This is a genomic window from Falsiroseomonas sp., assembly GCF_041690465.1.
Taxonomy (GTDB): Bacteria; Pseudomonadota; Alphaproteobacteria; order Acetobacterales; family Acetobacteraceae; genus Falsiroseomonas.
In genome coordinates, this window is the sequence record NZ_JAWLHG010000044.1 from 18095 (window position 1) to 40037 (window position 21943).

Below are 21943 nucleotides of genomic sequence, written 5' to 3' on the forward strand. Positions count from 1 at the left end.
CTCCCTCCTCATGCGCGACGGAGAGGGCGGGCCAGGGCGATGGCCACGAACAGTACGGCGCCGCCGAGCACCACCAGACCCAGCATGCGGATGCTTTCCGCCGCGCCAGTATCTCGCAGCAGAAGCGTGCTCGCCGCAAGGCCGGCGATCGCCCCCAGCCGCTCGAACAGGCGAAGCCCGGCAGCCGAGGCGCCGCCCTCGGCGGTGGTCCGCAGCATCAAGACGTATTGCGGCGCGCGGATCAGCGTATGCGCGGCACCGAGCGCCGCCGTCGCGCCCGCCACCGCCCACACCCCCTCCCAAACCGACAGCGAGAGCAGCGCGGCGGCGGAGCCGAAGCCGCCGGCGATCACCAGTGCAAGCGGCGCAGCCGGCCGCTCGGCGAGACGCGCGACGAACGGTCCGAGCAGGATCGTCACGAGATAGTAGAGCATCACGACGCGCGCGACATCCGCGGTGCGCAGCCCGGCCGCCGCGAGCATCAGCGGCGTGAGATACCAGACGAAGATGGCGACCGCCGCATTCATCGGCATCGCGATACCGACGAGCAGCGCAACGGCGCGCGCGCCTGGTCGGCGCCCGTGCGCCGGTGTCGGCGGTACGGCCTGCGGCGGCGTCTCTGGCGCACCGGCCCGGCCGGTCATGGTGAGCCCGGCGACCACGGCCGCGGCAATGGCCAACACGGTGCCGAGCAGGAAGGCGGCCTCATGGCCGAAGCGCCCGGCGATGACGCCGCCCAGCGCGGAACCGCTGAAGACGCCGGCATAGACCACCGCGAGATAGCTGCCGAAGGCGCGCGAGCCGCCGGCCCTCCCCTCCGCGCCAAGTGCGTATTCCTGGCAGGCGACGGTCGCCGTCGCATAGAACACGCCGATCACGCCGCGCCACAACGCGATTTCCAGCGCGCTGCCGGCGAAGCCCATGCCGGCCAGCGCCAGCGCGATCGGCGGCATCGACCAGACGAACAGCCGCCGCGCACCGAAGCGGGCCACCAGCACTCCGCCGAACGGCATCAACGCCGCGATCGCCACGAGATAGCAGAGCAGCGGTGCGGCGGCGGCGAGTTCCGGCGACAGCCATGCCGGACGGCCGGCACCGCGTGCGAGCACGGGCAGGAAGGCGGTGGCGATCTCCGTCGCGACCGAGAGCAGGAACAGCGCCGGGCGGATGTCGCCGATGTCGGAGAGGCGAAGCCGGCGCGGCGCGCCCGCGGCGATCCGGGCGCGGAGATCGGCCGCGAGTGATCCGCGCAGGCGTTCCGGCAGGCCGGCCAGGCGATGCGCAAGGTCCTCGGCATGGTCGTTCAGCCGCATCGCCACCCGCCCAAGCGCGCCCAGGCCGCCGGGCCGGATGCGATGCAGGAAGTGGCCCTCGCGCTGCTCGCCGAGCAGTTGCAGCACGCGGCGGAGCGGCTTGCCGATCATCGCCAGGGCGAGACCGAAGGCGAGCTCGAGTGCGACCAGCGTGGCCACCAGCCCGATCACCAGCACATCGAGGAAGACGTCGCGCAACCGTGTCCGCACCAGGTCCGGCCGGATGCGGACCTCGATCGTGCCGACCAGCCGCGTGCCCTGCAGGATCGGCAGGGAATAGTCAGGCAGCGCCGGCCGCTGCCCCTCCAGCTTCGCGCGCCGCAACAGCGAGTCCGGGGCCGGCCGAACGACTTCCGCCAGGATGTTGCCGTCCACGGTCGCGACGGCGATGCGCGCCACCTCGTCGAACTTCTCCAGCGTTTCCGCGAGGTAGCGGTCGAGGCCGGCCAGGGCGTCGAAGGGGATGCCGCGCTCGAGCGGCCGCTGCACCGCTTCGCGCACGATCGTGCCAACCAGCCGCGTGCGGCTGGCCAGCTCCGGCTCCACGGCACGCTCGAAGGCCTGCACGGCGAGCTGGCTGAGCGCGAGGACGGAGACGGTGACAATGGCCGCCAGCGCGAGCGTCAGCCGCGGCCCGATACCCTTCCAGTCGAAGCGCCCTGGGCCGCTGCTCATGCGGCGTCGCGTGCCGCGGCGAGGCTGCGGCCAGCGGAGCGGTACTGGTGCTCGGCCTCGTCGAGCATGCCGCGCATGTCCTCTGCAGCCGCCGTTGCGCGCGCGGCGGGCCGGTCACCCGCCGCGCTGCGCCAGGCGTCGCGCTCGAAGCCTTCCACGGCCTCCTCGATCGCATCGAAGGCGCGGATCGGGCCACGCAGGCCGATGCGCAGCAGCGGCGCGCCGAGCGCCATGCTGCCGAGCAGCACCACGATGCCGGCCAGGATCAGCTCGGTCGTCATCGCACCGACGCGCGCTGCGTTCTGCGCTGCCGAATAGACGATCAGCACGCCGCCCAGGCTTGCGCCGGACCGCGAGGCGATCTCCACGCCCGCGAGGAAGGCATCGCGGCCGCCGTGATGCCAGGGCGCGCCGCCGGCCGCCGCGCGGGCGACGAGTGCGGCGGCGGGGATCCGGGAAGGCGGCAGGGGGTCGGTCGAATGCAGGATGCGGCCTTCCGGGCCGAACACATGGATGGCGCCGATCGCCTCGTCGGTCTGGCGCGTGCGCTCCAGCAGGCCCTCGGCATTGCGCACCGCGGCGATGCCGAGGCCGATCCGCGCCGCCTGCTCGAAGGGCGCCGCGGTGCGGGCGGCGAGCAGCGTCAGGCGCTCACCGGCCAGGCTGGACTGGATGGCATCGAACTGCAGCGCGGCGAGGGTGACGAAGAGCGTCAGCACGATCGCGTTGATGCCGGCGACGGCCAGCCAGACGCGCCAGAAGAACGCCATGCGCCACGCCTCCCCGCTCCGCGGCATTGCGCTGCCGCTTCATGCGACAGGCTGCGGGACGGCGCGCGCAAGCGTCAAGCAGGAGGTCGGGCCCAGCGCATCGGTGTCACGTCCGGCCGGCAGGAAGAGATCGGCGGCACTCCACGGGGTGACTGCCCGCTCCGCTCGAGGACGTTGCGTAGCCGCTTCTGGACGGCGGGGCCGGCGTGCTACGTATGTTGATGATCGGCCGCGCGAGTCGGACGGCCGATCGCAGCATGGCGAGGCGCATCGCATGGGGGACGTCGCCGGAGCCGGACCGGACGCGCCGGACGCGGCGGCGGAAGACGCGCCGGCACGCCTCACGCGCCTCGCGGCCCGGCTCCTCGATGCTCCGGCCGCCGCGCTCCACCTGATGGACGGGCGGGGCGAGACCGCCGCGGCCGCATTCGGGCTGGACGATTTCGAGGCGGCTCTGGCCGCCGAATTCTGCGCGCGCGCCGTCCGGCAGCGGCGCACCCTGGTGCTGCACGGCGCGCCGGAGGAAGCCGAGGACAGCCGGATCCGCTTCCGCGCCGCCACCCCGATGTTCACGGCCGACGGCCTGCCGCTCGGGGCGCTCGCGGTGCTGGACCGCCGGCCGCGCCCCGATGTCGGGCCGGCGCAGGCCGAGGCGCTGCGCGACCTTGCGCAGTTCGCCGCCGCCGCGCTCGCCCCCGCCGGTCCGCACCCCGGCGGCGCCGAAGCCCGGGTGGAGGAAGGCCGCTGGCGGCCGCTGCAGGATCGGCTGAAGACCCTGGCGCTGGAGGCACCGGGCTACGAGGCCACGCTGCAGGCCACCACCCGCGCAGTGTGCGAGGCCGCGGAGGGGCTGCTCTGCACGCTGCACCGGCTGGGGGCGGACGGGCTCTCGCTGCATCTGGTCGGCGGCTTCGCCGCGGCGTCGCTTGGCGGCGATGCGCGCCTCAGGGCGTTGCGTGCGAGGCCGCTCGACGCCGCCGATCCGCTTTTGCGCGCGGCGATCGCGGACGGCCGCCAATCCGTCATTCCCGCCGCCGCGCCCGGCGGGTTGCGCGATGCCCTGGTCGCCGGCGGGGTGCCGGACGCGCTGCTCGGCGGCGAGGCGCAGGACGCGCTGACCCTGGTGGCGACGCCGCTGCGCATCGGCGAGGAACGCTGCGTGCTGCTGCTCGGCACCACGGCGCCGGATGCGCAGCTGGCCGGCCTGCTGCGCGACGCGGCGGCGACGCTCCGGCCGCTGCTGCAGATGCTGCGCGACGAGGAGCGGATGCTGCTGCACCGCCGCGTGGTCGAATCCAGCTCCGAGGCCGTGCTGATCCTGGAGGCGACGCCCGACGAGGGGCGCATCGTGCACGTCAACCCGGCCTTCGCGCTGCTGACCGGCTTCCACGCCGACGAGCTGGTCGGCCGCACGCCGCAGCTGCTGCAGGCCTCGGACGATCCGGGCGAGGCCTGGCGGATCATCGGCGAAGCGGTCCGCCGGCAACGCCGGCTGCGCCAGGGCGCCGAGTTCCGCCGCAAGGACGGCACCAGCGTCTGGGTCGAGCTGCACATCGCACCGGTCGCCGATGCGGACGGCCGCTGCACCCATCTGGTGGCGATGGTGCGCGACGTGACGCGCGAGCGGGAGGCGACGCGCCGGCTGGCCGACAGCGAAGCCGCCTTCCGCAGCCTGTTCGAGCGAAACCCGATCCCGATGTGGATCTACGACCAGGAAACGCTGGCTTTCCTCAGCGTCAACGACGCGGCGGTGGAGGATTACGGCTGGTCGCGCGAGGCCTTCCTCGGCATGTCCATCCTGGAGATCCGCCCGCCGGAGGACCGCGGGGCGGTACGCGCCGCGGCCGCCTCCCCGCGCCGGGAAGGTCGGGCTTCCGGACCGTGGCGGCACCTGACCGCCGACGGGCGGGAAAAGATCGTCGAGGTCATCTCGCACCTGACGGTCTTCGCCGGGCGTCGCGCGGTGCTGGTCGCCGCCCTCGACATCACCGCCCGCACCCGCTTCGAGCGCGACCTGGCCGCCAGCCGGGCGGCGCTGCAGCGCCAGGCGATCGAGCTGCGCCAGACCCAGCGCCTCGCCCGCATCGGCACCTGGCGGTGGGAGCCCGATGCGAAGGCGGTGGCCTGGTCCGACGAGGTGCACGCCATCTTCGGCACGGACCCTGCCGGCCCGGCGCCGAGCCACGCCGCGGCGATGGCGCTGGTGCATTCCGAGGACCGGGCGGGAATGGAGGCGTCGATCGCCGGTATCTCCGCCTCCGGCCGGACGGCCGCCTTCGAGTTCCGCGTGCTGCGGCCGGAGGGCAAGATCGTGCATTGCCGCGCGGAAGGCCATTGGGAGCCCGATCCCGCCGGCGGCCAGGGCTCCGTGCATGGCTATGTGCAGGACGTCACCGCGCAGCGCGAGGCGGAAGCGGCGCTGCGCCAGGCGGACCGGCTGACCGCGCTCGGCCAGCTGACGGGCGGCATCGCGCATGACTTCAACAACCTGCTGACCGTCGCCTCGGTGAGTCTGGAGATGGCGGCCGAATCGGCGCGCGACGGCAAGGCGGCGCCGGACCTGATCGATTCGGCGCGCAGCGCGCTGGAACGCGGCACCCGGCTGACCAGCCAGCTGCTCTCCTACGCCCGTCGCCAGCCGCTGCGGCCGGAGGCGCTCGATCTCGGCCGGCTGCTGCCGGAGCGGCTGGAACTGGTCCGGCGCACTCTCGGCGAGCGACACACGCTGGAGCTCGACCTAGCGGAGACCGGCCCGATCTCCGCCGATCCCGCCCAGCTGGAGGCGGCGCTGGTCAATCTGCTGGTCAATGCGCGGGACGCCATGCCGGTCGGCGGGCCGATCACCGTCGAGACGCGGCCGGTCGTCATCGATGCCGACACTGCCGGGCAGGAGGCGGAGCTTGCACCCGGACGCTACGCCATGATCGCGGTGAGCGACCGCGGCACCGGCATGTCGCCCACCGTCAAGGCACGCATCTTCGAGCCCTTCTTCACCACCAAGCCGCCCGGGCGCGGCACCGGCCTCGGGCTCAGCATGGTGCTGGGCTTCGCCAAGCAGTCCGGCGGCCATGTGGCCGTGGCGAGCGAGCCGGGCCGCGGCACGACGATGAAGCTGTTCCTGCCCACCGTGCAGGCCGGCGCCGAGCCGCCGGTGCGGGTCGAGGAACCGGCCGCGCAGCTGCCGCCGGACCTCGACGTGCTGGTGGTGGAGGACCAGGCCGATGTTCGCGAGGCCGCCGTGCGGCTGTGCCGGGAAGTCGGGCTGCAGCCGGTTTCGGTGACCGGCGCGGCGGAGGCGCTGGCGGTGCTGGGCGCCGGGATCCGCTTCGACCTGGTGTTCACGGACCTGGTGCTGGGCGGGGGCATGGACGGGCTGAAGCTGGCCGAGGCCGCGCTGCGCCTGCAGCCGGGGCTCGCGGTGGTCTGCACCTCCGGCTATTCGGAGCAGTATCTCGGCCAGGGCACGGTGCAGGAGCATGGGCTCGAGCTGCTGACCAAGCCGTATGACATCCAGCGCTTCCGCGCCGCGGTAAGTCGCGCGCTCGCGGCCGCGACGGCGCGGCCGCAACCGGCCGAGGGCTGATATCGGCGAGCTGGCGGAGCCGCCGCGGCCCCGGCCAGCCGTGACGACAGGGACAGCGTGGTCCGGAAACCGCCCCCCCCGTGGAGCGCGAGGCAGCGCCTCGCTGCCGGGCTTCCGCCTGCGCCGCGGACTGGCTACGCCGCGGACTGGGCGGAGGCGGGGTCCGGCTCGCAGCCGGCGGCCTCGATCAGCGCGAGCAGTTGCAGGGCGCCATCGCGGATCCGCTCGGCCTGCATCCGCGCCTCGGCGGCATCCAGCCGCGGCGCGGTGGCCAGGGTCTCGGCGGCGGCCAGGATCGGGAGCAGCGGCGCGCGCAAGGCACCGAGCGTTGCCTCGGGAAGCTGGGACGGGCGCAGCGCGCCAGGGGGCCGGCCGGATTCCGTGGCGGCCGGGGCCGTTGCCTGTAGCGGCGCGGCAAGCCGTGCGCGCCGGCGCCGCTCCTCACTGGCGGCCAGCGCCCGCGCGACAACGGAAGCCACCTCGCTCGGGCGGAACGGCTTGCTCAGCACGTCGAATGCGCGCCGGCCGAACGCCTCGACGCCCGGCTCGCCGGCGACGGCGCCGGTGATCAGCACCACTTCCAGTGCCTGCGCTTCAGGCCGGCCGCGCAGCAACTCCTCCGCCAGCAGAAGGCCGGATTGGCCGGGCATCCGCACATCGGTGAGCACGACGCAGATCGCCGGGTCGGCGGCGACGATCCGCAGCGCCTCCTCCGCGGCGTAGGCGCCGCTGCTGCGCACGCCGTGCTGCGCCAGGTAACGCGTCAGCAGATCCACGATCTGCCGTTCGTCGTCCACCACCAGGATGCCGGGGCCGGCGGCGGGCGGAGGCTCGACATCCGGCATCTGCGGACTCCGGGCCTGCGCTGTCAGGCGACCAGCCGGTAGCCGCGGCCGCGCAGCGCCAGCACCTGGATCCGTTGCTCCGAGGCCAGGGCCAGCTTGCGGCGCAGCATGGAGGCAAGCTGGTCCACGCCGCGCTGCTGCGGCATCAGCCGATGGCCGAGCACGCGTTCCGAGATGGTTTCGCGGTCCACCGTGTGGTCCGGCGCTTCCAGCATCAGCCGGAGCAGTCCCGATTCGCCGCCGGTCAGCCGCACCTCGGTCCCATCGGCCGCGACCACCTTCAGCCGCAGCGGGTCGAGCAGCACGCCGGCCATCTTCCAGCCGGAGCTTCCGCCCTGTGCCGGCGCCGCGATTGCGGGCGCGGGCGCCGCCGCGCCATTGCCCTCGCGCGCATCCATGCGGCGCGAGAGGGCGCGGATTCGCGCCGTCATCTCCCGCATCGAGAAGGGCTTGGTCACGTAGTCGTCGGCGCCGAGCTCCAGCCCGACCACGCGGTCCACCTCATCCCCGCGGCCACTGACGACGATGATGCCGAGGTCGGGGCGGCCGGCGGCTTCCCGCACGAAGACCATCCCGCTGCCATCCGGCAGGCCGAGATCCACGACGAGGATGCGAGGCGTCGAGGCCTCCAGCCGGACGCGGGCTTCGGCCAGGGACATGGCGGTTTCCGCGACCCACCCATCGCGCTGCAAGGCACCAGCGATGGTGGATGCGACCTGCGCATCATCCTCGACGACCAGGACTGAGCGAGACGTTTGCATACGCTCGCCACAATGTTCAATTCCGTTATCCAATGCAACCCACGCTTTTACGTGGTGTGTCCGGGCGGTCTCTGGTGTGTCTTTGATGCACAGCTTCAGGGAAGCGCGGTAAGCTCCAGCGTCACCCGCGAACCCTGCCCGGCCGTGCTCTCCACCAGGAGGCATCCGCCGGCGGCCTGGGCCACACGCATGGCGAGTGCCAGGCCCAGCGCGGTCCGGTGGCCGGCGATGCCCGATGCGAATCGGAGCTGGCGGTGCCGCTGCAGCATCTCCGGATCCATGCCGCGGCCCTCGTCCTCCATCGTCAGCCGGATCCGCGGCTCACCGGCCGGGCCCTGGTGGTTGGCGGCGACCAGTCGCAGCATGCCGTGCCGGGGCAGCGCCGCCCGGGCATTGGCCGCCAGTTCATCGAGCGCCGCATTCAGCGCCGAGGCCGGCAGGAGCAGACGCCGGAGATCGGGCGCCACCTCCGTCTCCAGCACCACGCCTGGCGGCAGGGTAGCGGTCAGGCGGCGGGCGAAGCGGGCGAGTTCGGCAGCGGTGTCGATCGGCTCGGCAGGGAGCGGGATGCGGCGGGCGAAGCGGTCGAGCCGGCCTGTCAGCTCCGAACCGTGCTGCGCCGCATCAAGGATCAGGGTGGCGAACTCAGCCAGCTCCGGCTGATCCGCCAGGGCCTCGACCAGCAGTTCGGCATTGCCGAGCACGACGGTGAGCGTGTTCCCGAGGTCGTGGGCGACGGATCCGGCCAGGGCGGCGGCGGCGTCCAGCCCCTCGCCGGGCTCCACCACCGCGGCCTCCGGCCCGGCGCCGGCTGCCTCCTGTGCGCAGTTCGTCATGGCACCCCCTGTCGCCGCCACATTGCCATGGGGTTGCGGCGGCGTCGCGGTCAGATGGGGGAGGTGACGTTCGCGTTCAGCGTCATCGGCTCACGGGGGAAGCCGGGCACCACGAAGGTGAACACGTAGGAGGCGTTCACCGTGACCGAGCCGGCGGTGCTGGCGGTCGGCTCCACGCGGCTTGCGGTAAGCGTCAGGTAGGCGCCATTCAGGATCGCCGTGCGGGCCAGAGCGTAGTTCTTCGCGGCGTCGCCGACGGCCAGCGACGGATCGGTCATGACGCCGCGCACTGCCTCCGACACCGCGGCCCGCAGCGCCGTGCGTGATGCGACGTAGCGGCCGACATCGATGCAGGCGAACAGCAGGAGGAAGAACGCCGCGCCGATCAGCCCGAACTCGATCGAGACGATCCCGCGACGGGATCTATTGAAGACGGAGCGTGACATTGGCGGCGACACTTGTTGGACCGGCCGGGGTGAACGGCGTGTAGGGATGGCTGACATCCACGCGCAGGAAGCGCTGCATGCCGGCCAGGCAGGAATTGGTGCAGGCGGTCGCGGTGCCGCCGCATTCGCACCAGATGCCGGTGGAGGCGGTGTTGAGCGATGTGAAGTCGGGCGCGGCGGCCTGGATCGCGGCGGTGATGCCGGCCGTGTCCGTCGGCGCCGTGATCGCGTATTGCGCCCCGGCGCGGGCGGCGGTCTGCAGGCGCAGCCGTGACTCCACGGCGAGGCCCCAATCCATCAACCCGACCAGGATGACCACCAGCACCGGGGCGATGATGGCGAATTCGAGGGTTGCGGTGCCGGCGCGGCGGCGATTCCAGGGTGCGTGCATCATCATTCGGCCACCATCACCTGGCGGGTGCGTGGCACCCGCGTGCCTGTCTCGCCGCAGCCATTGACCTCGGCGTTGCCGATGAAGTCGATCGACGCGGCGACGACGACGCTGCAGGCGATCACCGCGGCGTTGCCGTTGACGCGCACATGGGTCGAGGGGAAGTAGAGCCCGCCGACCAAGCTCATGTTGGTGCCGCCATTGAGCGTGACGCTCGGGCTGCTGGTGCTGCCGTAGCCACCACGGACATCGCGGTAGAACAGCACGCCGTTGTAGTCGGGGTCGCGCGCCTCGCGCGCCGCGCGCAGGTTCACGTAGCTGTTGGAGTTGATGGTGAAGTCGCCGATCTCGCCTGGATCGCCGGTCAGCACGACGGCGACGCCCTGGCCAGCCGTGCAGGTGGGGCAGGTCACCGAGGAGCCGCCGCCGATCCGGAAATCGCCTTCCCAAATATAGTAGGTGCCTGGCGACAGCTGCACCGCTCGTCCGCCGGTGACGTGCATGTTGCAGTAGAGCCGCTGGCCGTTGAGCTCGTAGGGAAGCGGATCTGGATCGCTGTTCTCGTTGAAGTTCTGGCAGTTGCCGGAGGGCCGCGGCAGCGTCTTGGACAACAGGTGGCGGAACGGATCCTCGGTCGGAGCCTGGAACTCGCGGTAGCGCTGGGTCAGCCGGACCTGGCTGCTGTCGCAGTTCAGGCAGGAGCTGACGGCGCTCAGGCTGAAGGCAGTGATGTCGAGGGAGCCACCGGCGATCTCGATGCTCGGTGGGAAGCGCCGGTTCGACGCCATGACGCAGTCCGGCGTGTTCACCGTGGTGTTGCCGCCGGCCCAGAGCTGACCGGTCAGCGCCAGGATGCAGACATTGGAACTCTCCCGCAGCCGGCCGACGGTGCGCGCCTCGACGGTAGGCGCGGCGTCCAGGAACAGCGCGGCGGCGGTCATCGTCTGCTGCTGCCGCACCACCACTTCGACCGCGGTCGGATCGGCCGTCAGGGCACCGGTGCTGGGGGGGATGTTCACCGCCACCGTGGTGCGCCCGCCAACGGTGTTCGGAAAGCCATTGCGGCCGGCGATATCGAGCCCCGCCGCCCGCCCCGCATTGGGGCCGGAGAGCGAGAGCGCCATCACCGCCGCGGTGGCGCCGGCATCGGCGGCATTCTGCGCGCCACGGCGCGCGGCGTACCAGACGCCGACATCGGTGGCCATGGCGACGGCACCGAACACCGCGAGGATGCTGCCGGCGAAGGCGACGGAGCTGATCCCGCGACGATCGGCGCGGAGCCTGGCCAGACGGTGGCGCATGCGGAAGGGGGGGGTCTGCGACGGCATGGCTGTGCGGTCGATCTTTGGTTGATGGATACCTAACTTGCCTGCGCGCCGGCGCACATGCGCGTTCGGTTTTGTCAGGAAGTGTTGGCAGGCTCTCCACACGCATGGCGAGGCGCCTTTCCAAGCTCTATGATGTGCCGTGGTGCCCGACAAAAGTAAGCGATCTTCAGCTTACTTTCGATATATTCTCTCGTTCCTGCATAGCGGTGTTTGGAATTGTAGAGAGCGGGCCTTTTGGCGATTTTTACGATTGCAGTATTCGATGGCGACGATGAATATTGTCCCCGGACGCAGCTGGCACTCGCGGTGAGTGCAGCAGGCGGCCCGGCCCGGCGGGATCCCCCGCAGGGCGCGCAGTCCTGCAACCGAGTTGTTCGTCAAAAGGGAGACCACCATGCTCGACTTCGCCATCGTTTCCGTCCGCCGCCTGCTCGCCGACCGCAAGGGCATCAGCGCCGTCGAATACGGCGTGCTCGGCGCCGTGATCGTGACGGTCATCGCCACCGCCGCCGGCCTGGTGAGCGGCGCGATCACCACCAGCTTCACGGGCATCCAGGGCGCGATGACCCCCTGATCCAAGTCTCGGCACCGCGGCGGCCGGCCCATCCGGCCGCCGCGGTGGCGGAACCACGGCAGAAGGCGGTAGCGATGCTCCTGGTCACGACAGCCATCCTCGCCATCGCAGCCTGGTGCGACCTTGCAACACGCACCATCCCGGACCGGCTGAGCGTCGCCCTTCTCGCGCTCGGCATCGGCAGCCGGCTTCTCGAAGGTCCAGCCGCGGCAGCCTCCTCCGCCGCGGTGGCCCTTCTGGTCGGCCTCGGCTTCCTCTTCCTCCATGCCCGCGGGATGATCGGCGGCGGCGACGTCAAGCTGATCGCCGCGCTGGCCGCCGGCACCGCCCCGGCGGAGGTTCCCGCCCTGCTCTTCGCGATCGGGATCGCCGGCGGTGTCCTGGCCATAGCCTACCTGGCGATGTCACGGGTGATGCCGAAGACATCGCTCCGCCCGCACGCCGTGCTGCCCCTGCGCATCGCCGCCCTCGAGGCGCATCGCATCGTCCGGCGTGGCCCGATGCCCTACGCCCTTGCCATCGCGACGGGCACCGTCGCGTTCGGCCTCGGAGCCTAGAACAATGACCTTTCGCCGACTGGCCATCATCATCCTGCTGCTCGCCGCCGGCGGCCTGGGCGGCATCGCGGTGCGCGGCGCCCCGCCGCCGCCCTCCATGGAAGCCATCGCCGCGCCCGCGCCGCCGCCGCCGCCGGTGGTGCGCGTGCTCGCCGCCGCCCGCGGCCTGTCCTCCGGCGCGCTGATCAACGAGGCGGACATCGCCATCGTCGAGCTGCCCTCCGCCCCGGAGGAAGCGCTGCTCGCCACGCCGAACGCGCAGGCCGAGTTCCGCGGCTCGCTGGTGCGCCGCTTCGTTCCCCCCGGTGCGCTGCTGACGCGCGAGGACCTGCTGCACCCCGGCGAGCGCGGCTTCCTCGCCGCCGTCCTGCAGCCCGACCACCGCGCCATCAGCATCGGCGTGGACGCCGTGACCGGCGCGGGCGGCCTGGTGGTGCCGGGCGACCTCGTGGACCTCGTGCTGGTGCAGTCCTTCGACGCCGCCGAGGCGCCGGCATCCCGCCGCGTCACCGCCGAGACCATCCTGACCCGCCTGCGCGTCATCGCGGTGGACCAGCAGGTCCAGCAGGGCACGCAGTCCGGGGTCGGGGCGCTTCGCGTCGCCCGCACGGTGACGCTGGAGGTGACGCCCGAAGAGGCCGAGCGGGTCGCCGTCGCCGAACAGCTCGGCCGGCTCGCCGTCACCGTCCGCCCCGCGGTGGACGGCACGGAACCCGCGCGGGTCGCCATGCCGGTGTTCGGCAGCGACGTCTCCAGTGCCCTCGGAAGTGCCGCAGTCCCCACTCCGGCCCGGATGCGCGTCATCCAGGGCAACGACGCCCAGGAGGTGACCTTCCGGTGAGCCCTGCCCTGCTTCCCCTGCCGATCCTGCTCGCCATGCTGCCCGGCGATAGCGCCGCGCGGGACCTGGTGAATGTCCGCACCGGCGATCATCCGGGCCATGGCCGCGTGGTGTTCGACTGGCCACGCCCGACCGGGTACGGGGTGGACGAGCAGGCTGGCCGCGTGCTGCTGCGCTTCGACACGCCGGCCGATTTCGACCTGACGAGCCTCCGCCGTCCGGTACGCAATGTGCACGGCGTCGAGGCCGGCGAGGGCACCGCAACCATCACCACCGCGCCCGGCGCGCGCCTGCGGCACTTCCGCCTTCAGGAGCGGATCGTGGTGGACCTGATGGACGCCGAGCCGGCCGCGGCGCATGCGCCGCTTCCATCCACGGCGCATGCGCCGATGCCGGTGCAGCTCGCCTCCGTCGCGTCGCTGTCGGACGCGGTGGAGCACGTTGCGACGGATGCAGCGCCCGTGCAGGCCGCGCCCGTGCAGATTGCGCAGGCGCCGGCCATGCCGATGCAACTGCCGCCGCCAAGCCTCACCCCACGGCCGACGCCGTCCGAACGCGTCGATCGGGACAACCGGCTCGGCCGCAGCCGGCTGGCCCAGGGCGCACCCGCCGTCGGCCAGCCCGCCGCCGCCCCAGCCGGCGCCGCGCCGCCGCCACCGCCGACACCGGTAGAGGTGCGCCTGCAGGCCGGCACCGGGCGCCTGCTCTCGCTGCCCTCGCCCGCCTCCACGGTGATGGCGGCGGATCCGCGCATCGCGCGCGTGCAGCCATCCTCGCCCACCAGCGTCTTCGTGATGGCGGTGAGCAACGGCCGCACCACGGTGATCGCAACCGACGACCTCGGGCGGCCGGTGGCCGAGTTCGACGTCACCATCTTCGGCCAGCGCACGGAACCAACGCCCGGCGCCGGCCTCGGCGCCCCGGCCGCGGCGCCCTCACGCCCGCTGAACGCGGCGGCGATGGAATCGCAGATCCGCACGCTGCTCGGCGGCCCCGGCCGGGTGCAGGTGCGCGTGGCCGGCCGGGCCGTCGTGCTGACCGGCACCGTCGCCAATGCCGGCGATGCACGGCGCGCAGAATCGATCGTGCGCGGCATGGCCAACGACGATACCCAGATCCTGAACGAGCTGGCGGTGCTCTCCTCCATCCAGGTGAACCTGCGCGTGCGCGTCGCCGAGATCTCGCGCGACCTGACGCGGCAGTTCGGCCTGAACTGGGCGGCGATCGGCAGCATCGGCAACTTCACCTTCGGCCTGGTGACGGGCCCGTCCGCCGGCGTCCTGCCGAACGTGCTGGCCGGCGGGCTCGGTGCGGCCGGCACCCTCGGCTCGCCGCAACGGCTCGGCGCGCGCTACCGCGCCGGCAGCACCGACATCAACGGCATCATCGACGCACTGGCCGCCGACAACCTGATCACCATCCTGGCCGAGCCGAACCTGACGGCCCAGTCCGGCGAGGTGGCGAACTTCCTGGCCGGCGGCGAATTCCCGGTCCCGGTGGCCTCGCGCGACAACTCGATCACGGTCGAGTTCAAGCCCTTCGGCGTCAGCCTGGCCTTCGTGCCGGTGGTGCTCAGCGAGGATCGGCTGACGCTGCGGGTGCGACCGGAGGTGAGCGAGCTGTCCGACCAGGGCGCGATCAACCTGCCCACGCTCGTCGGCTCGCTGCGCATCCCCGCCCTCTCGGTCCGCCGGGCCGAGACGACGGTGGAACTGGGCAGCGGCCAGAGCTTCGCCATCGCCGGTCTGCTCCAGCGCAACACCTCGCAGGTGCAGGAAGGCGTGAACGGGCTGACCGACCTGCCGGTCCTCGGCGCGCTGTTCCGCTCCGAGCGGTTCCAGCGGCGCGAGACGGAGCTGGTGATCATCGTCACTCCCTATCTCGTGCAGCCGGTCTCCGAACCCTCGGCGCTGACCGCCCCGACCGACAATTTCCGTCCCGCCACCAGCCTCGAGCGCATCCTGCGCCAGCGCCAGCTGCGCGGCGACGGGCCTGCTGTGCCCCCGCTGCCGGCCGCGCTCGGCTTCCGCTTCGAATGACCCGAATGAACGAGGAGAACGGCATGCGCAGATCTCCCGCAATGCTGGCCCTGCCGCTGCTGCTGGCGGTAGCGGCCTGCGGAGGACCGGAACCCTATGAGCGTCCAGGCACCTGGCGCGCCACCGGGGCGAACGAGGCGAACCTGCGAGCGATGGTGGTGGAACCCGCGCATCTGACGCGCGGCGCCAGGCCCCTGGCGGCGTCCCACGGCGAGCGCGCGGCGATCGCCGCCGAGCGCCTCGGGCGCGGCGCGGCACCGCAGGCGGCCCCGACCGGCGGCGCCGGCGCTGGCCAGGGCATGCCGGCCGCGGCGCCGCAGGGCGGCCTGCCGCCGCTCCCCCCGCCCTACGGAGGCAGCAATGGCCGTCGCTAGCACCGCAGCCCGCCCGACGACGGAGTCGCCCGCCGGCGGCAACCGTCCGCCGGTGCTCGCCTTCCTCACCGACGAGCAGAGCGAGGTCGCGCTGCGCGGCGGGCTCGGGCCGCTGGTGGAGGACCTGCAGATCCGTCGCGGCGGCATCGGCAGCGCCTGCCGCGCGATGGAACGCGAGCCGACGCCGCATGTGCTGATCGTGGATGTCTCCGGCGTCGAGGACCCGGCGCTGGCGCTGGAGGAGCTGGCCTCCGTCTGCGAACCGGATGTTCGAGTGCTGGTGGTCGGCGATCGCGACGAGCTGCCGCTCTACCGCCGCCTGACGCAGGAGCTCGGCGTCCATGAATACATCTACAAGCCGCTGACGCGCGACCATGTCGCGCGGCTGTTCGGGCCTGCGATTGCCGGCGCCGTGGTGGAGCGCGACAGCGGCGGCCGCGGCGGCCGGGTGATCGCCGTGCTCGGCGCGCGCGGCGGCTCCGGCGCCACGACGCTGGCGACCAACCTGGCGCTCTCGGTGGCCGGCGCCACGCGCGGCCATGTGGCGCTCGTGGACCTGAACCTGCGCGGCGGCACCATCGGCCTTTCGCTCGGCATCAAGCCGGGCAGCGGCCTGCGCGTCGCGCTCGAGGAGCCGGACCGCGTGGATGCGCTGTTCCTGGAGCGCGCCGCCATCCCCGTGGCGGACCGCGTGCGGGTGATCGCCGCCGAGGAGGCGATGGAATCCAACCCGACCACCACGGCCGAAAGCGCGCGGCGGCTGCTGGAACTGCTGCGCCACCGCTTCAACACCATCGTGGTGGACCTGCCCTCCCCGCCCGGGCCGACCGAGCGCGCGGTGCTGCAGGCGGCGCGCCAGGTGCTGATCACCTTCGGGCCCGACGTGGCCGGTGTACGCGATGCGCTCGCGCTCAAGCGCATGATCGCGACCCAGGGCTCGACCGGACATGCGCTGCTGGTGCTGAACAATGCCGGCCTGCCCGGCGGCCTCTCAGCGCAGCTGATCGAGGAAGCGCTCGGCGGGCAGCCCGATTGCGTGCTGCCCTGGCTGCCGAAGCAGATCATCCGCGCGATGAATCTGGGCCAGCCGGCGACGGCGGTGAGCTCCACCTTCCGCCGGGCGCTCGAGCCACTGGTGCGCGAGGTCTCCGGCGCCGCGGCCGAGCGACGCAAATCGTCGCTGTTCGGCTGGCTGCGCCGCGGGGACCGCCGCGCATGAGGACGTTCGGCCGCCGTTCGGAAGCGCTTCTCCGTGCCGTGCCGCAGGCCGAGGCGGAGGCGGAGGCGGAGGCGCCGCAAGCGGCCCCGGCGCGCGCCGCGCAGCCTTCGGGGCCGATGCAGATCCTGCGTGCCCAGGTGATGGAGCGCATCGACCCGCGCGCCGCGGTGGAGCTGCCCGCCGCGCGCGTGCGCGACCAGCTGGAGCGGCTGGTGCACGAGGTCGCCGGCCAGCGCCGCATCGAGATCTCCGCCACCGAGCAGGCCGAGCTGGCGCAGGAGCTGGTGGACGACATGCTCGGCTTCGGCCCGCTCGAGGAGCTGCTGCGGGACGATGCGATCAGCGACATCATGATCAACGGCCATGAAAGCGTCTTCATCGAGAAGGCCGGCAAGCTGCAGAAGGTGGTGGTGAACTTCCGCAACGCCGCGCACCTCGCCTCGATCGCGCAGAAGATGGCGGCGAGCGTCGGCCGGCGGGTGGACGAATCCAGCCCGCTGGTGGATTGCCGCCTGCCGGACGGGAGCCGCGTCAACGTGGTGTTCTCGCCGCTGGCGCTCGACGGCACCTGCATCTCGATCCGCAAGTTCGCCAAGCGGAAGGTGGATTTCCACCGCATGATCGACCTGGGCAGCCTCTCGGCCCCGCTGGCGCGCGTGCTGGAGATCGCGGCGCGCTGCCGGCTGAACATCGTCGTCTCCGGCGGCACCGGCTCGGGCAAGACCACGATGATGAACGCGCTGAGCCAGCTGATCGACCATGGCGAGCGCATCGTCACCATCGAGGACGCGGCGGAGCTGCAGCTGCAGCAGCCGCATGTGGTGCGGCTGGAAACCCGGCCTTCCAACCTCGAAGGCAAGGGCGAGATCACCCAGCGCGACCTGATCAAGAACGCGCTGCGCATGCGCCCCGACCGCATCATCGTCGGCGAGGTGCGCGGCTCCGAGGCGTTCGACATGCTGCAGGCCATGAACACCGGCCATGATGGCAGCTTCTGCACCATCCACGCCAACAACGCGCGCGACGGTATCACCCGCATCGAGAACATGGTGCAGATGGGCACCGTGGCGCTTCCGCTGCGGGCCATCCGCACGCAGATCGTCAGCGCGGTGGACCTGATCATCCAGCTGGAGCGTATGCGCGACGGCAAGCGCCGCGTGCTGCAGGTCACCGAGGTGGTCGGCCTGGAGGGCGACGTGATCACGCTGAACGACCTGTTCACCTACGAGTTCGAAGGCGAGGGGCCGAACGGCGAGGTGCTCGGGCGCTGGGTTTCCTCGCGCGTGCGCCCTGGCTTCATGAACAAGCTGCGCTACTACGGGCTGGACCAGACCTTCGCACAAGCGCTGGATCAGGCGGGATGAACATTCTCTTCGCCATCGCCTCGGTGCTCCTGCTGACCCTGGCGCTGCTGCTGACCTTCAGCCGGCGCGACGAACGCCGGCTGCGCGAACGCATGAAGGGCCAGGCGAACGACCGCGCGGTGGCGCGACCGGCGGCAGAGCAGAGCCTGATCGCGCGGCCGGTGAACCGGCGGAGCCGGCTGTCAGGCATCTCCGGCTGGCTTGGCCTGACTCCGGGGCTGCTGCCGTTGCGCGCGATGCCCATGCCGGTGCTGCTGGTCCTGGCCGGCGTCACTGGCGGGTGCGCCACCTGGGGCGGCTCCATCGCCTTCTCGATGCCCGTTGCGGTGCTGATCGGGGGTGCAGCCACCGCTGCGACGTTGCGTGGCATCTTCCTCTGGGAACTCGGCCGCCACCGGCAGAAGGCCTTCCTGCAGATCCCGGACTCGCTCGGCCTGATGGTGCGCGCGGTACGCTCCGGCCTGCCGGTGGCGGAAGCGGTGCGCAGCGTGGCGCGCGAGATGCCTGATCCGACGCGCGCGGAGTTCCAGCGGGTGATCGCCGAAACCAGCATCGGCGGCACGCTCGAACGTGCGTTGTGGGGCGTGCATGAGCGGACCGGGCTGCGCGAGTACGCCTTCCTCTCGGTGGTGATCGGCCTGCAGGCGCAGACCGGCGGCGGCCTCGCCGAAGCGCTGGAGAACGTGGCCGACATCGTCCGTCGCCGCGTCGCCATGGCCGCAAAGGCTCGCGCGCTGGCCGGGCAGGCGAAGGCATCGGCGATGATCCTGGTCGGGCTGCCGCCTTTCGCGGGCATCATGGTCTCGATCGCCAATCCTGGGTATCTCGACAAGCTGTTCACCGACCCGCGCGGCAACAACCTGCTGGTCGCAGCCATCGCGATGACCCTCATGGGGATCATCGTGATCCGCTGGATGATCGCCCGGAGCACCCAGGAATGAGCCCGATCCTTGCCGCGCTCGCGGCAATGTTCCTGCTCGCGGTGGTCGCCATCGCGCTGGCGGCGAGCGAGCTGGCGGACTACCGCGTGGCAGAGCGGGTGCGCAGCGCCGCCTTGGGCGCGACGCCGGTCTCGTCCCGGCGCAGCCTGGCCACGCTCGCCGGATCGCTGCTCCGGGTCGTCAACCTCGGAGGGCTGGTCCGCTTCTTCGCCTCGGCGGAGGACCGGGTCCAGATCGAGCGGACGCTGGCCCCCCTCGGCGTGCCGGCCGCCACGGCCGCGTCGCTCCTGGTGGCGGTGAAGCTGATGTTCATGGCGGGCGCACCCGGTGCCGCCGTGCTGTGGCACGTCACCACCGCACAGGAAAGCAGCCTGCTGGTGTCGATTCTGGTGGGCTTCGCCGTCGGCATCATGGTGCCGAACTACATCCTCTCGCAGCTGCGCAAACGGCGCGTGGCGACGCTGAACCGCGGCATGGCCGATACGCTCGACATGCTGGTGGTCTGCGCCGAGGCGGGCCTCGGCCTGGAAAGCGCGATCGACCGCGTCGCCACCGACCTCCGCCGTGCGAACCCGGCGATGGCGATGGAGTTCGCGCAGCTCGGCCAGGAGATGCGCCTGATGCCGGACCGCAGCAAGGCGATGGAACGCTTCGCGGAACGGGCGGAGGTGGAAGGGCTGAAGCGCGTGGCGGCGACGCTGTCGCAGGCGATGCGCTACGGCACGCCGCTCGGCCAGGCCCTGCGCACGCTGGCCGGCGACGAGCGCAACCAGCGCCTGATCCGGCTGGAGGAGAAGGCCGCGCGCCTGCCGGCGATGCTGGTGCTGCCGCTGATCCTGTTCATCCTGCCGCCGCTTTTCCTCGTGCTGGTGGGTCCGTCCATGCTGTCCCTCGTCGATGCCTTCGGGAAACTCGAATGAAACGCAGCCTCGCCATTGCGGTCTTCGCCGCCCTCCTGCTCGCCGGCTGCGCCGCGCCCGGCCGGCAGGCCACCTCCAACGCCACCGGCACCGGCAGCGCGCCGGAGGCAGCGCAGCAGCTTCGCGTCGCCGCGGCCGCAGAGCGCGGCGGGCAACTCGGCATGGCGCTGTCGCTCTACGCCACCCTGTCGGAGGCCAATCCGGGCGACCCCGAGGTGGCGCAGCGCCATGGCGCGGCACTGCTGCAGGCGGGCCAGCCGCAGCGCGCGCGCGAGGTGCTGGCCGAGGCGCGCCGCCGCAACCCTGCAAACGGCGCCCTGATGCAGGCCGAGGCGCGCGCGCTTCTCGAACTCGGCCAGGCCGCGGAGGCGCTGGCGATGTTCGATGCCCATCTGCAGGCGGCGCCGGGTGATGCACGCTCGCTCAACGGGCGCGGGATCGCGCTCGACCTGCTCGGGCGCCATGCGGAGGCCCGGATGGCCTATCGCGCGGCGCGCCAGGCGGATCCGAACAGCCCCCTCTTCACCGGCAACCTGGCGCTGTCGCTGATGCTGTCCGGCTGTGCCGACGCGGCCATGGCGGTGCTAGAAGCATCGCCGCGCAGCGCCGCCACGTCGGAGTGGCTCGGGCAGATGCAGGGGCTGGCGCGCACGCTCTCGCCCATCGGCGGCGCCGATGCCGAGACAACGGCACTGCGCCGCGCGCTGCCCGCCGCCGCGGAGCCCTGCACGGCGATGTCGTAGCCGAGCGCTACGACTTCCGCGGGAAGCCGCGGCCGCTGATCACGGCGGCGATGCCGAACTTGGCGCGCAGCGCCTCCACCGCCTGCCACTTCGCCGCGCGCCGCGCCGCGTCGGGATCGGCGAGGTCGGGCAGGTCCGCCTCCGCACCCGGCGCCAGCGGCTGCGCGCCGATGCCGATCAGGCGGAAGGCGCTGCCCGTCGCCTCCTTCGCCAGCAGCGGCTGGGCAGCACGGAACAGCGTCTCCGGCAGCCGCGTCGGGCGCGCCAGGCGGGCATGGCGGGAGCGGATCTCGAAGCCGGCGGTCTTCAGCTTCAGCACCACGCCGCCGGCCGCGAGGCCCTTCTCCTTCAGCCGTCGCGCCAGCTTCTCGCACATGCGCCAGAGCGGCTTCTCCAGCTCGGCAAGATCGCGCAGGTCGGTGTCGAAGGTGGTCTCCGCGGAGATGGATTTCGCCTCGCGCTCCGGCGTGACGCGGCGGCTGTCCTCGCCCCGGGCGCGCGCGACCAGCCCGGGCCCCTCCTCCCCGAAGCGCCGCGCCGCCTCGCGCAGATCCAGCGCAGCCAGCTGGCCGAGCCGGGTGAAGCCGGCGGCGTTGAGCTTCCGTGCCAGCGCCGGGCCGACGCCGGGCAGCAACGTCACCGGCTGCTCCGCCAGCCACTCCGCCGCCTCCGCGCCGAGCACGGCGAAGCCGCGCGGCTTGTCGCGCTCGGCGGCGAGCTTCGCCAGCAGCCGGTTGCGCGCCAGGCCGATCGAGACGGTGATGCGCAGCCTGCGCTCCACAGCGCGGGCGAAGCGGGCCAGCACCACGGCGGGCGGCGCCTTGTGCAGCACCTGCGTCCCGCTGAGGTCGAGCACCGCCTCGTCGATCGAGAGCGGCTGCACCAGCGGCGTCAGCGCCTCCATCAAGGTGCGGATTTCGTGCGCCGCCTCGGCGTATTTCGTCATGTCCGGCTTGATCACGACGGCATCCGGGCAGGCGGCGAGCGCCTTGAACATCGGCATCGCGCTGCGCACGCCGCGGGTGCGCGCGACGTAGCAGGCGGCCGAGACCACGCCGCGCTTCCCGCCGCCGACGATCACCGGCTTGGTCAGCAGCTCCGGCCGATCGCGCTTCTCGATGCTGGCGTAGAAGGCGTCGCAATCCACATGCGCCACCGTCAGCGTCAGCAGCTCGGGATGCGCGACCACGCGGCGCGATCCGCAGGCGGGGCAGCGTGCGAAGGGCTCGGCGGCGGCATGGTCGCAGTCGCGGCAGAGCGCAGGCATCTCAGCGCGCCAGGATCGCCGCCGGGATGGCGACTGCGAAGGCCAGCGCCATGAAGGGCAGCGCGCGCCGCATGTGGCCGCGGAACGCCTCCAGATGCGGCTGCGCGGCGGGCGGGGCGCGCGCATGTTCATGGAGCCGGAACGGATCCCACAGCA

General features: G+C 72.4%; 20 protein-coding genes. 11 read left to right on the forward strand and 9 right to left on the reverse strand.

Annotated features, from left to right (window positions below; all coding sequences use genetic code 11):
* Window positions 1-8: 8 nt before the first annotated feature.
* Window positions 9-1988, reverse strand: coding sequence for an MFS transporter (locus ACESM1_RS25685; RefSeq protein ID WP_372624081.1), 1980 nt, complete (start codon window positions 1986-1988; stop codon window positions 9-11).
* Window positions 1985-2758, reverse strand: coding sequence for a hypothetical protein (locus ACESM1_RS25690; RefSeq protein WP_372624082.1), 774 nt, complete (start codon window positions 2756-2758; stop codon window positions 1985-1987). Before ACESM1_RS25690 ends, ACESM1_RS25685 begins: the two co-directional genes overlap by 4 nt.
* A 274-nt stretch (window positions 2759-3032) precedes the next feature.
* Here ACESM1_RS25690 and ACESM1_RS25695 point away from each other — a divergent pair, with 274 nt between their 5' ends.
* The gene (locus ACESM1_RS25695) at window positions 3033-6341 is read left to right on the forward strand and encodes a PAS domain S-box protein (RefSeq protein ID WP_372624083.1); all 3309 of its coding nucleotides are present in this window, start codon (window positions 3033-3035) and stop codon (window positions 6339-6341) included.
* 134 nt (window positions 6342-6475) lie between these two features.
* On the opposite strand, the gene ACESM1_RS25700 is transcribed toward ACESM1_RS25695, so the two are convergent.
* Genes ACESM1_RS25700 through ACESM1_RS25725 form a run of 6 tightly spaced genes read right to left on the reverse strand, consistent with a single transcriptional unit; the run spans window position 6476 to window position 10921 of the window.
* The gene (locus ACESM1_RS25700) at window positions 6476-7186 is read right to left on the reverse strand and encodes a response regulator (protein ID WP_372624084.1); all 711 of its coding nucleotides are present in this window, start codon (window positions 7184-7186) and stop codon (window positions 6476-6478) included.
* A gap of 23 nt (window positions 7187-7209) precedes the next feature.
* Complete coding sequence (locus ACESM1_RS25705; RefSeq protein ID WP_372624085.1) at window positions 7210-8112, reverse strand: response regulator transcription factor; 903 nt, start codon at window positions 8110-8112, stop codon at window positions 7210-7212.
* The gene (locus ACESM1_RS25710; protein ID WP_372624086.1) at window positions 8043-8783 is read right to left on the reverse strand and encodes an ATP-binding protein; all 741 of its coding nucleotides are present in this window, start codon (window positions 8781-8783) and stop codon (window positions 8043-8045) included. Before ACESM1_RS25710 ends, ACESM1_RS25705 begins: the two co-directional genes overlap by 70 nt.
* A 50-nt stretch (window positions 8784-8833) precedes the next feature.
* On the reverse strand, window positions 8834-9229 hold the full coding sequence (locus tag ACESM1_RS25715; protein ID WP_372624087.1) for a TadE/TadG family type IV pilus assembly protein: 396 nt from the start codon (window positions 9227-9229) through the stop codon (window positions 8834-8836).
* A complete protein-coding gene (locus ACESM1_RS25720) occupies window positions 9207-9626 on the reverse strand; it encodes a TadE/TadG family type IV pilus assembly protein (RefSeq protein ID WP_372624088.1) in 420 nt (139 codons plus the stop codon). Before ACESM1_RS25720 ends, ACESM1_RS25715 begins: the two co-directional genes overlap by 23 nt.
* Window positions 9623-10921 carry a pilus assembly protein TadG-related protein gene (locus ACESM1_RS25725; RefSeq protein ID WP_372624089.1) on the reverse strand — a complete coding sequence of 433 codons (1299 nt, stop codon included), beginning with the start codon at window positions 10919-10921 and terminating at the stop codon, window positions 9623-9625. The genes ACESM1_RS25720 and ACESM1_RS25725 overlap by 4 nt, the downstream gene beginning before the upstream one ends.
* Window positions 10922-11342: 421 nt before the next feature.
* On the opposite strand from ACESM1_RS25725, the gene ACESM1_RS25730 reads away from it, so the two are divergent.
* From ACESM1_RS25730 to ACESM1_RS25775, 10 genes are all read left to right on the forward strand, one after another.
* Window positions 11343-11522 carry a Flp family type IVb pilin gene (locus ACESM1_RS25730; RefSeq protein WP_372624090.1) on the forward strand — a complete coding sequence of 60 codons (180 nt, stop codon included), beginning with the start codon at window positions 11343-11345 and terminating at the stop codon, window positions 11520-11522.
* Window positions 11523-11596: 74 nt separating this feature from the next.
* Complete coding sequence (locus ACESM1_RS25735; protein ID WP_372624091.1) at window positions 11597-12079, forward strand: prepilin peptidase; 483 nt, start codon at window positions 11597-11599, stop codon at window positions 12077-12079.
* A gap of 4 nt (window positions 12080-12083) precedes the next feature.
* Entirely contained in the window at window positions 12084-12920 is an 837-nt protein-coding gene (cpaB, locus tag ACESM1_RS25740) for a Flp pilus assembly protein CpaB (protein ID WP_372624092.1), read from the forward strand.
* Window positions 12917-14959: a type II and III secretion system protein family protein gene (locus ACESM1_RS25745; RefSeq protein ID WP_372624093.1), complete on the forward strand. Its 2043-nt coding sequence runs from the start codon at window positions 12917-12919 to the stop codon at window positions 14957-14959. The genes cpaB and ACESM1_RS25745 overlap by 4 nt, the downstream gene beginning before the upstream one ends.
* Before the next feature lie 23 nt (window positions 14960-14982).
* Window positions 14983-15333 carry a hypothetical protein gene (locus ACESM1_RS25750; protein WP_372624094.1) on the forward strand — a complete coding sequence of 117 codons (351 nt, stop codon included), beginning with the start codon at window positions 14983-14985 and terminating at the stop codon, window positions 15331-15333.
* The gene (locus ACESM1_RS25755; RefSeq protein WP_372624095.1) at window positions 15320-16552 is read left to right on the forward strand and encodes a CpaE family protein; all 1233 of its coding nucleotides are present in this window, start codon (window positions 15320-15322) and stop codon (window positions 16550-16552) included. Before ACESM1_RS25750 ends, ACESM1_RS25755 begins: the two co-directional genes overlap by 14 nt.
* Window positions 16549-17916, forward strand: coding sequence for a CpaF family protein (locus ACESM1_RS25760; RefSeq protein ID WP_372624096.1), 1368 nt, complete (start codon window positions 16549-16551; stop codon window positions 17914-17916). Before ACESM1_RS25755 ends, ACESM1_RS25760 begins: the two co-directional genes overlap by 4 nt.
* Window positions 17913-18857, forward strand: coding sequence for a type II secretion system F family protein (locus ACESM1_RS25765; protein ID WP_372624097.1), 945 nt, complete (start codon window positions 17913-17915; stop codon window positions 18855-18857). Before ACESM1_RS25760 ends, ACESM1_RS25765 begins: the two co-directional genes overlap by 4 nt.
* Window positions 18854-19777: a type II secretion system F family protein gene (locus tag ACESM1_RS25770; RefSeq protein ID WP_372624098.1), complete on the forward strand. Its 924-nt coding sequence runs from the start codon at window positions 18854-18856 to the stop codon at window positions 19775-19777. The genes ACESM1_RS25765 and ACESM1_RS25770 overlap by 4 nt, the downstream gene beginning before the upstream one ends.
* Window positions 19774-20520, forward strand: coding sequence for a tetratricopeptide repeat protein (locus tag ACESM1_RS25775; protein WP_372624099.1), 747 nt, complete (start codon window positions 19774-19776; stop codon window positions 20518-20520). The genes ACESM1_RS25770 and ACESM1_RS25775 overlap by 4 nt, the downstream gene beginning before the upstream one ends.
* Before the next feature lie 7 nt (window positions 20521-20527).
* On the opposite strand, the gene ACESM1_RS25780 is transcribed toward ACESM1_RS25775, so the two are convergent.
* Window positions 20528-21787, reverse strand: coding sequence for a DNA polymerase IV (locus tag ACESM1_RS25780; protein ID WP_372624100.1), 1260 nt, complete (start codon window positions 21785-21787; stop codon window positions 20528-20530).
* Between the last annotated feature and the right edge of the window lie 156 nt (window positions 21788-21943).